Source organism: Polaromonas sp. P1_G4 (assembly GCF_056405475.1).
In genome coordinates this window covers 1-9,086 of sequence record NZ_JBFUCA010000134.1, presented here as the reverse complement: position 1 = coordinate 9,086, position 9,086 = coordinate 1, and the positions used below count along the sequence as shown (strand labels likewise).

Here is a 9,086-nt window from a genome sequence, read left to right as displayed (position 1 = left end):
TTCTCAAACTGTCCGGAAAGCCCATCAAGCGCGCGCATTCACGTGGTGTTAGGCGACGGGGATTCTTTTTGCTCCCTTGGCTCACGAGAATCTCAGAGCCATCTTTGTAGTAACGCGCAGACAGCGTGCGTGTAACGCTGTCTGGAGTGACGAGGCCGAAACCGAATCCATTACCCGCTTCTTGGTGCTTCTTTTTGTAGGCTTGCAAGTAAGCCCAGAGCTTGTCAGTCAGCGTGTACTTGTCGAGTACTTTGCGTTTTGCGTGGTCGTAATACTTATCACCGTCCCATTCCAGTTCCGGTTCGCCGACTTTTTTGTGAAGAATTTCGCCAAGGGTGTGCTGGCCTTTGCCCGGCAGATCAACCATATCCCAGTCAAACATGACCGGCTCACGGAACCCGACGATGATGATTCGCTCACGATGCTGTGGCACAAAGTGAGCGCCGTCGATGACCTTGTGGAAAACCTGATAGCCGAGTTCATCACGCAGGGTTTTAAGGATGACGTCAAACGTCCGCCCCTTGTCATGGGACTGRAGATTCTTGACGTTCTCAAGCATGAAGGCGCGAGGACGTTTCTCGGCAATGATCCGCGCCACATCAAAGAACAGGGTGCCTTGAGTTGCATCCGCAAAGCCGTGTGCGCGCCCCAAGGCATTCTTTTTTGAAACTCCGGCGATGGAGAAGGGCTGACAGGGGAATCCGCCCAATAAGACGTCGTGGTCTGGAATATCTTTTTCGTGGATTTGGGTGATGTCACCGTTCAGCGGGTGCCCGCCCTGAAAGTTCTCTGTGTAGGTCTTCTGGGCATAAGAGTCCCACTCGCTGGTGAACACACATTCACCGCCGATTGCTTCAAACGCGAGCCGGATGCCACCGATGCCGGCGAACAGGTCGAGGAACTTGAAGTCACCATTTCCCGAAAGGGGGCCGAAGTTGAGGAGTCTCTGAAGCTCGGCCGCGATGTGCGCCGGTGGAGGTAATTCGCCCGTCTCCCATCGGCGGAGGTGGCGAGGGCTGACCTTGAGGTGTTTGGCTACCGCTTCTTGGGTGTGGGTTTTGCGAGCGGCCGCCAAATAGGCGATGGTTGCGGAGTGGTCGGCAGTGATAAGTGGTGTGGTTTTCATGCGGCGGGAATAATTTCGGACATTTTGTCCGCTTTTTGTCCCCTTGTACATTCATCCAGTGGTTTTATTTTGTTTGTTGTTGTCTATCTACAGGGGATCCGGGCCTGCCTATCGCGGGCCTTTTTCCGATCGTCGCGTATCCGATCCTGGGTTTGACCGTCGAGTGGCTGGCGAGCCATTGCGTCTAGATGTTTGATGCGTTCGTCCAATGCTGCGCACTCCGCTTTCATCGCGGCATAGTCGTAGTTGGGTTTGCTCTCTGCTATCACCGTTGATTGAGCTGGTGGTTCTGCTGCTGGAGGTGTCTCCGGTAGGCGGACCGCATCCATCAGGTTGTGATTTTCCTTAGTCACGACCCGGCTGGTCTTTGCGCCTGCAGCACAGTCGCCGTCGCTGTATGTGGTTTTGCCGTTGGCTAGGCACTTGGTGACGAGTCGACTCCCTGGTTCTGGTGCTGTGCTGGGTAGAGGCTGTCCTTGTGGTTGCCCTGTGGCCTGGCTGGGGCGCGTGGGCGCCGGCGTGATTCCGGTGACCGGCGGGCGTTGATTCCACCAATCAGTTGTTCGGTAGCCTGCGTAAATGAGAGCCAGGAGTGTGAGTAGTGCGCCAAGCCAACGGAGAACGGGTTGCTCAGGCGGCGGAGTGAAGGGCCGCTCGCGGTCAGCACCTTTCAAAAAATCATGATCCATCAAACCCTCCTTGCGCGCATTTGTTTGTACTGACGATACCGCACCAATAGGCTTTGCAGAACTGGGGTCTTCGTTGCCAGGGGCCATACGGCTGGCTAAGCTTTTCCTTTTCAACCAACGAGGACAAGCCCATGCCCAACACCCCATCCCTCCCCGAAAGCATCATGTCCCACGTCTCCATCGGCACAAACGACTTTCCACGTGCCAAGGCGTTCTACACCGCTGTGCTGGGTGCGATGGAGATCAAGGTGATCATGGAGCACCCTGGTGCCGTCGCTTTTGGGCGCGCGTATCCGGAGTTCTGGGTGGGTGTGCCGCACGATGGCGGGAAGGCGCATGTGGGCAATGGCTCGCATTTTGGTTTCCTCGCCGTTTCCAAAGCGCAGGTGGATGCGTTTTATGCCAAGGCGCTGGAGCTGGGTGGGCAGGGTGATGGCGCGCCGGGCCCGCGGCCTTTGTATGGGCCGCAGTATTACGGCTGCTTTGTGCGGGACCTGGACGGGCACAAGATTGAAGCGCAGTTTTCGGATACATCTGCGGGTTGATGTAACGCTGGTCTTAAGTCAAATGGGCCGTTGGGCCAAGCAGAACGTGCGCGAGCAGCTATTTAATTCATAGCAATCCGGCTTGCTTTCCCTTCGCCTTGTCGCGCTTGGGTACGGGGCGCTGTCTGACATGGGCGGGCATTCGGGGTTTTCAGAATGGTTGTTACGCGGGTTGGTGTTGCCTTGTTTGCACGCTGGCCCTTGTTCAACCCCTTTATCTGGAGACACACCATGCCGAACAAACAGAACGCAAAAAACAAGCAGAACAAGCAACTCGCAACCGAGGACGCACGCAACCAGGCCGGCGGAGCGATGGAGCAAGACGGCACACCCAAAGCATCGGGCCACGGCGGCAAGGTTGAAAACGACTTCAACCAGATGGGTGAGCAAAAACCTACGCAGAAGAACGAGGGCCAGCGCACGGCCAACAGCCGCAGCGACCGGGAGTCGCATGTGGGCGGCAGCAACCAGCTGCAGTCGCGCCGCGGCAGCACGGGGCGTTGACGTGGCTGCCGACACGTTCAGCCGCGGGGCGGGGGTGAAGGCCGGCCAGTTTGATCACCAGAGCGGCGAGCACCTGACGCTGGACAGCGCGAAGATTTACTTTGAGGTTCACGGTGATGACGCCGACCCGCCGCTGCTGTTTCTGCACGGTGGGCTGGGCACGATGAAGGACTTCAACAGCGCCCTGCCGCTGCTGCAGAAGCGCTTCCGCGTGATCGGCATCGACAGCCGGGGCCACGGCAAGTCAACCCTGGGCACGGCGGGCGTGACCTACCAGCGGCTGGCGCTTGACGCTGCTGCTGTGCTGCAGCACCTGGGCGTTGAGCGCTGCAGCGTGGTGGGTTTCAGCGACGGCGGCATCACGGCGTTGCGCATGGCCGCGCAGACTGCGTCACTGATCGACAAGCTGGTTGTCATTGGCACCGACAAAATGCTCAAGGCCGATGACCCGGTGCGCAAGCTGCTGGGCGGCGTCACGGCGCAAAGCTGGGCGAAAAAATTCCCCGAGTCGGTGGCGCTGTACAACGCGGTCAACCCGCAGCCCGACTTTGCGGCGCTGATTGATGCCGTCGTGCCGATGTGGCTGGACGACGGCCCCAGCGGCTACCCGGGCGACTGCGTCAAGCAGATCAGTTGCCCCTTGCTGGCGATTCGCGGCGATGAAGACCACCTGGTGTCGCGTGCCAGTGTGTTTGAGCTGGCGGAGCAGGTGCCCGGCGCGAAGCTGCTGAACATTCCGTTTGCCGGCCATGAGGCGCACAAGGACCAGGCCGAAGGGGTGATGGCGTGCGTGAACCGGTTTCTGGAATGAAATAAAGGCCATTTTCATCACGAAAAGTGGCTGCAGCCCTGGCAGAACGTGCGCGAGCAGCTATCAATACCATAGCGCTTGGTGCTTTCGGCGCTGTTCGCATCTTTACCTGCCGCTGAGGCATTTCCTTACAAACCGCAACGTGGCAGACGCATGGCTCTAAGTTTGGCGGCGCAGGATGAACGCTTGTTTTTTTCTGCGGGGCAACCACCTGCAGACATCGCCGAGAAAGGCCGCCATGAAAAAGATCGCCGACTTCCTGTTTCACCCGCGCTATTTGCGGGCCATTCCTTCGCTGGTGGTGCTGACCACCGCCATGGCCTGGAGCGTGGCGCCGGACCCGGATGCGGTAGACACCGTGCAGAAGCGGGCAGGCGTGAGCTTGTCGCTCAACCACACGGCCGCGGGCAACAGCCCGAACGACAAGCTGCTGGACAAGCCCGAACAGGCTTGAATGCGGCCCAAGCGGTCGTAACGCCCTAGGGCTTGGCCGCGGCCATCCAGCGGCCGATCTTGCCGACCACTTCGGCCTCCAGCCCGTTATAGCCGTGGTACGCCATGGCCTCACAGGGGTCGCCCCGGCTTTGGCCGCCGGTGAAGGTCAGCAGCTCGGCCTTCGGCGTCTTGGCCAGTTTTTCCATCAGCTGCGGCATGTCACTGAAGGCGCAGAGCTTGCAGCCGTCTTGTTCGTGGTGCACCACCAGCACCGGAATCGTCAGTTTCTCCATCGGCATTTTGGGCACGGCGCGGCCGTTGGGGTCGGTCAGGATGGTGGACGTGAGCACGATGCCGTCGGGGCCGCCCTGCGCCGGCGCCGCCTCCGTGGCGATGTAGGCGGCCGACTGTGTGCCGCGGCTGGTGCCCACCAGCCACACGGGCACAGGCGACTGCTGCTTCAGCCACGCAATCACGGCCAGCACGTCGGCGGTGTGTTCGGGCTTTTGCCGGTTGCCCGACAGAAACGGCGGCGACTGTTTGTCTGACGGCGCATCAATCACCGCGACCGCAAAACCGGCGTCGGCAAACTGCTGGCGCGTGCGCACGACGAAGTTGCCGTTGCCCCAGCCATAGCCGCCGCTGTCGTTGATTTGCAGCCCGCCGTGGCCGCCGGCCATCAATATGACGGAGGCTTTGGGGGTGGCGTTCGGGGTGGGCGCGATGTAGACAAAGCGCTGGGTCACACCCGGGCGGGTGGGAATGTCGACCACGCGCGGCGCACTTTGCGCCAGTACRTTCCCGGCCACGACCATGCACAACAGCAGGAGAGCGGGCAGTGCGTGGCGCAGCCACAGGTACCGTGCGGAGGAATGCGGTGTCATGGTGGGGTTCCTGTGAGGACGTTTCGGGATTTGTTTAAAGAAAATAGGGCTGCAACCCAATCAGGACGGGCGCGAGCAGCTATCAAAGCAATAGCGCGCGCGTTGAACGCTGCTGGCGCGCCGGTGCTTCATGGCGCCGTCGCGGCTTTGATCCACTGCACCATCGCCTCGCTGGCCACGACCGGTGTGGTGAGGTGGTTGGCCTTGACTTCGAGGTACTGGCTTTTGGGGTTGGCGGGCAGCTTGTCGGCAAAGTAGGGACGGGCGTATTTGCTGATGCCGTCGTCTTCGCCCACCACTGTCAGCACGGGGGTGCCGGCCGGGATGCGCGGGGCGGTGACGCCCATGTCGGCATCGGACTCGGGGTCGAAATAGCTGAGGTAGTCTTTCGCGGTGGCCGTCACGCTCAGCTGCTTGCCCTGGTTGATGTCGGAAAAGCGTTCACGCGAATCGCCCTTGCCTGCGGCAACCAGTGCGCGGGCTTCGTCCACGCTTTCGCGCACGACCTTGCTTTGCGGCGATGCGTAGTAGCGCGCCGGCACATGGCCGGGCGCCAGCAGCACCAGTGCCTGCACGTCGCCGCCGCGCGCGGCAAAACTCATGGCGGCGGGCACGCCCAGGCTGTGGCCTGCAATCACGATTTTCGTGGCGCCCTGGCTGCGCAGGGTTTTGACATGGCCGGTCATTTCGGCCATGGCCTTGTCCCAGTTGCCGTCGATATAGCGGCCGCGCGACCAGGGCATGTCGGGAAACAGCACCAGCATGCCTGCGCCTTCCAGCACGGGCTTGATGCGGCTCATGTTGGGGTCGTTGTTGCTGCCGGGGTTTTTGCCGTGCAGCATCAGCACGCCGATTTTGGGGTTGCCGTCTTGCGCGTGGACGGCGCCGGCCAGCAGGGCAGACGCGAAAAGAAGGCCCGTGGCAACAAAGTGCTGGAAATGTCTGCGGCGCATAAAGCCTTTCGGGCGGTGGCTGATGGGGGATCGAGGTCGGGCCCAATATAACCCCGGCAAACCGCCGCGACAGCCGGGTTTGCACGCAGGGGCCGGGCTTCCTACAATGGCACGATGAACGCCGTCATGCCGCAAACCACCCCCAACGCCCCGGCAACCCCCTTGCTGGCCAGTGAGCCTGACCGCGCGGCTTACCGCGATTACGCGCAGCCCGGCCTGGACCGTGTACGCACCTTCTACCGCAACAACCACCAGAACCAGACCTACGATTTTGTGCAGCGCAAGAAAGCCGAGTGGCTGGCGTTTTCGCAGCGCGAGATGACGCCCTGGGCCGCGCTGGAATTCCTCAACACGCTGGTCGATGAGTCGGACCCGGACATCGAGCTGCCGCAAATCAGCCACCTGCTGCAAACCGCCGAGGCTATTCGCGCCGACGGCCACCCCGACTGGTTTGTGCTGACGGGTTTCATCCACGACCTGGGCAAGGTGCTGTGCCTGTTCGGCGAGCCGCAGTGGGCCGTGGTGGGCGACACCTTCCCGGTGGGTTGCAGGTTTTCAGACCGCATCGTTTACCCCGAATACTTTGACCTGAACCCCGACAGCCGTGACGCGCGTTACAACAGCGAGTACGGCGTGTATGCACCCGGCTGCGGGCTGGACGCGGTGCACATGTCCTGGGGCCATGACGAATACCTGTACCAGCTGCTGAAGTCGCATTTGCCGATGCCGGCGCTGTACATGATTCGCTACCACTCCTTCTACGCCTGGCACCGTGAGGGCCAGTACGGCCACCTGACGGACGCGCAGGACGCGGCGCACCTGGAATGGGTGCAGAAGTTCAACCCCTACGATCTCTATTCCAAGAACGACAGGCCGCCGGTACTGGCCGAACTCAAGCCGTATTACGACGACTTGATGGCGAAGTATTTGCCGGCGCAGCTCAAGCTGTAGTTTGTAGTTTCAGCCCGGGCCCTCAGTCCTCTTCAACGCCGTTGCTGCTGCGGCTGCTGCGCCAGATAGCGCGCACCAGCCATATGCCGCCGGCCATGGCGCCCGTAAAACCCAGAAAGCCGAAGGCCGGCAGGCCAAACAGCGTGGGCCCGCCCTTCACCGTCATGACGATGGACGAGCCGATGATGAGCGCGGCGATCACCAGCGCCATAGCCAGCCGGTTGGCGGCGCGGTCCAACTGGTCGCCCACGCGCTTGAGGTGGGCCAGCTCTATGCCCACGTGCACGCGGCCGCGGCGCGCGTTGCGCAGCAGGCGCGACAGATCATGCGGCAGCTGCCCGGCCAGGGCCAGCGCGCGGCTGAAGGTTTGCCAGCTCCGGGTGGCCAGGGCCTTGGGCTGGTAGCGGGCGCGCACCACTTGCCGCAGCAGTGGCGTGGCTTCAGTGGCCATGTGAAAGCCCGGGTCCAGCCCGCGGCCCATCCCTTCGAGCGAGATGAAGGCCTTGATCAGCAGCGCCAGGTCAGGCGGCAGGCCCAAGTGGTGCTCGCGCAGGATGGCGGTGACATCGGACAGCATTTGCCCCAGGCTGAGCTGGGCCAGCGGCGTGCCGTGGTACTGGTCGACGAAGGTTTCGATTTCGGACTCAAGCTGCGACAGGTTGACGCCATGCTCGTCGCCGGTCCAGTCGAGCAGCACGTCGGCCACGGCTTGCGGCTGGCGCTCGACCAGGCCCAGCAGCAGCTGCAGCAGCTCTTCCCGCCGCCGCGCGGTCAAGTGCCCGACCATGCCGAAATCAATAAAGGCGATGCCGTTGCCGGGCAGGTAAAACACATTGCCGGGATGCGGGTCGGCGTGAAAGAGGCCGTCTTCCACAATCATTTTCAGCACGGCGCGGGCGCCGCGGCGGGCCAGTTCGCCGCGGTCAAAACCGGCCTCGGGCGTGAGCTGCTCCAGTGCGCTGCCGGGCACGCCTTCGACCAGGTCTTGCACATTGACGCGCGGGCCGGTGTGGGCCCAGTGCACGCGCGGGATCACGACATAGGGCAGCGGCGCCATGTTGACGGCGATGCGCTCGGCATGGCGGCATTCGGCGGCCAGGTCGAGCTCACGGTGCAGCGACTTGGCGAGCTCGCGCACCAGCTGGCGCGGGCGGTAGGGTTTGAGTGCGGGCAGCTCTGCCTCGGCCATGGAGGCCAGACGCTCCATCAGGCGCAGGTCGGCTTCGATGACTTCGGTGATGCCGGGGCGGCGGATCTTGACGATGACTTCTGTGCCGTCGTGCAGCTGCGCGCGATGCACCTGCGCTATGGAGGCGGCCGCCAGCGGCGTGGCGTCAAAGCGGGCGAAGACGGTTTCGGGCTCGCCGCCCAGGTCTTCGCGCAGCTGCGGCAGCAGGAGGGCCAGCGGCACGGGCGGCACGTGGCTGTGGAGTTTTTCGAACTCGGTGATCCATTCGGGGCCGAAGAGATCCGCGCGCCCGGCGAGTACTTGCCCGAGCTTGACAAAGGTGGGGCCCAGCTCTTCCATGGCCAGACGCACCTGCTCGGCGGGGCTGATGCGGGCGAGGTCGGCCACGCCGTCCCAATGCAGCGCATGGCCCGCGCGTTCAAGCCTGTCGGCCAGGCCGAGGCGGCGCACGCTGTCGCCAAAGCCGTGGCGAACCAGCACGCCGGCGATTTCTGCCAGGCGCGTCATGTCACGCGCAGCGCCGAAGGTCCCGATCAACATCGAATGATGATAGCCCTGAGTTGTGTTGGCGGGCTTGCCTTTTGTCAATTGCAGGGCAGGCGCGGCGGGTTTTCTGGCGTGCTCTATTTGCGGGCTGCGGCGGCTGAGGCGCCGGATTTTTCCTTCTTGTCGGGCAGCTCGATCTTCACTTCCAGCACGTCCAGGTTGTCCTGGCGCTCCAGGTGCAGCTTGATGTCGTGCGGGTCGATGCGGATGTACTTGGCGATCACGGCGATGAGGTCGCGCTGCAGCGCGGGCAGGTAGTCGGGCTCATGGCCGCGCCCTGTGCGTTCGTGCGCCAGGATGATCTGCAGCCGCTCCTTGGCGACGTTGGCAGTTTTTTTCTTTTCGCCGAGAAAAAAGGACAGGAAGGACGCCATCGTTTTATTTCCCCCCGAACCAGCGCTTGAAGAGGCCGGGTTTTTGCGCGTCGATGAAACGCATGGGCTTGTCCTTGTC

Annotated in this window: 10 protein-coding genes; 5 read left to right on the top strand and 5 right to left on the bottom strand. The window is 62.4% G+C overall.

What is annotated here, in order from left to right:
- On the bottom strand, positions 1–1,126 hold a 1,126-nt coding region (gene dcm, locus AC1D1X_RS09000), incomplete at its 3' end, for a DNA (cytosine-5-)-methyltransferase (protein WP_477698158.1).
- An 820-nt stretch (positions 1,127–1,946) separates the two neighbouring features.
- Between dcm and AC1D1X_RS08995 the strand changes: the two genes are divergently transcribed.
- The 4 genes from AC1D1X_RS08995 to AC1D1X_RS08980 all read left to right on the top strand — a co-directional run bounded on the left by AC1D1X_RS08995 (position 1,947) and on the right by AC1D1X_RS08980 (position 4,129).
- On the top strand, positions 1,947–2,360 hold the full coding sequence (locus AC1D1X_RS08995) for a VOC family protein (protein WP_477670423.1): 414 nt from the start codon (positions 1,947–1,949) through the stop codon (positions 2,358–2,360).
- A 312-nt stretch (positions 2,361–2,672) separates the two neighbouring features.
- Entirely contained in the window at positions 2,673–2,864 is a 192-nt protein-coding gene (locus AC1D1X_RS08990) for a hypothetical protein (protein ID WP_477667089.1), read from the top strand.
- A gap of 1 nt (position 2,865) precedes the next feature.
- Positions 2,866–3,675 carry an alpha/beta fold hydrolase gene (locus AC1D1X_RS08985; protein WP_477670422.1) on the top strand — a complete coding sequence of 270 codons (810 nt, stop codon included), beginning with the start codon at positions 2,866–2,868 and terminating at the stop codon, positions 3,673–3,675.
- Between the two features lie 238 nt (positions 3,676–3,913).
- Positions 3,914–4,129 carry a hypothetical protein gene (locus AC1D1X_RS08980; protein ID WP_477648569.1) on the top strand — a complete coding sequence of 72 codons (216 nt, stop codon included), beginning with the start codon at positions 3,914–3,916 and terminating at the stop codon, positions 4,127–4,129.
- A 25-nt stretch (positions 4,130–4,154) separates the two neighbouring features.
- On the opposite strand, the gene AC1D1X_RS08975 is transcribed toward AC1D1X_RS08980, so the two are convergent.
- Together AC1D1X_RS08975 and AC1D1X_RS08970 are read right to left on the bottom strand one after the other, a co-directional pair.
- A complete protein-coding gene (locus AC1D1X_RS08975; protein ID WP_477670421.1) occupies positions 4,155–4,994 on the bottom strand; it encodes an alpha/beta hydrolase in 840 nt (279 codons plus the stop codon).
- Between the two features lie 128 nt (positions 4,995–5,122).
- Positions 5,123–5,947, bottom strand: a complete 825-nt coding sequence (locus tag AC1D1X_RS08970) for an alpha/beta fold hydrolase (protein ID WP_477670420.1) — start codon at positions 5,945–5,947, stop codon at positions 5,123–5,125.
- Positions 5,948–6,061: 114 nt separating this feature from the next.
- Between AC1D1X_RS08970 and AC1D1X_RS08965 the strand changes: the two genes are divergently transcribed.
- Positions 6,062–6,898, top strand: a complete 837-nt coding sequence (locus AC1D1X_RS08965) for an inositol oxygenase family protein (RefSeq protein WP_477670419.1) — start codon at positions 6,062–6,064, stop codon at positions 6,896–6,898.
- Between the two features lie 22 nt (positions 6,899–6,920).
- Here AC1D1X_RS08965 and AC1D1X_RS08960 read toward each other — a convergent pair whose 3' ends face one another.
- Positions 6,921–8,627 (bottom strand): ABC1 kinase family protein, encoded by a 1,707-nt coding sequence (locus AC1D1X_RS08960; RefSeq protein WP_477670418.1) that lies wholly within the window; start codon positions 8,625–8,627, stop codon positions 6,921–6,923.
- 83 nt (positions 8,628–8,710) lie between these two features.
- Positions 8,711–9,007: a cell division topological specificity factor MinE gene (minE, locus tag AC1D1X_RS08955; protein ID WP_477670417.1), complete on the bottom strand. Its 297-nt coding sequence runs from the start codon at positions 9,005–9,007 to the stop codon at positions 8,711–8,713.
- Between the last annotated feature and the right edge of the window lie 79 nt (positions 9,008–9,086).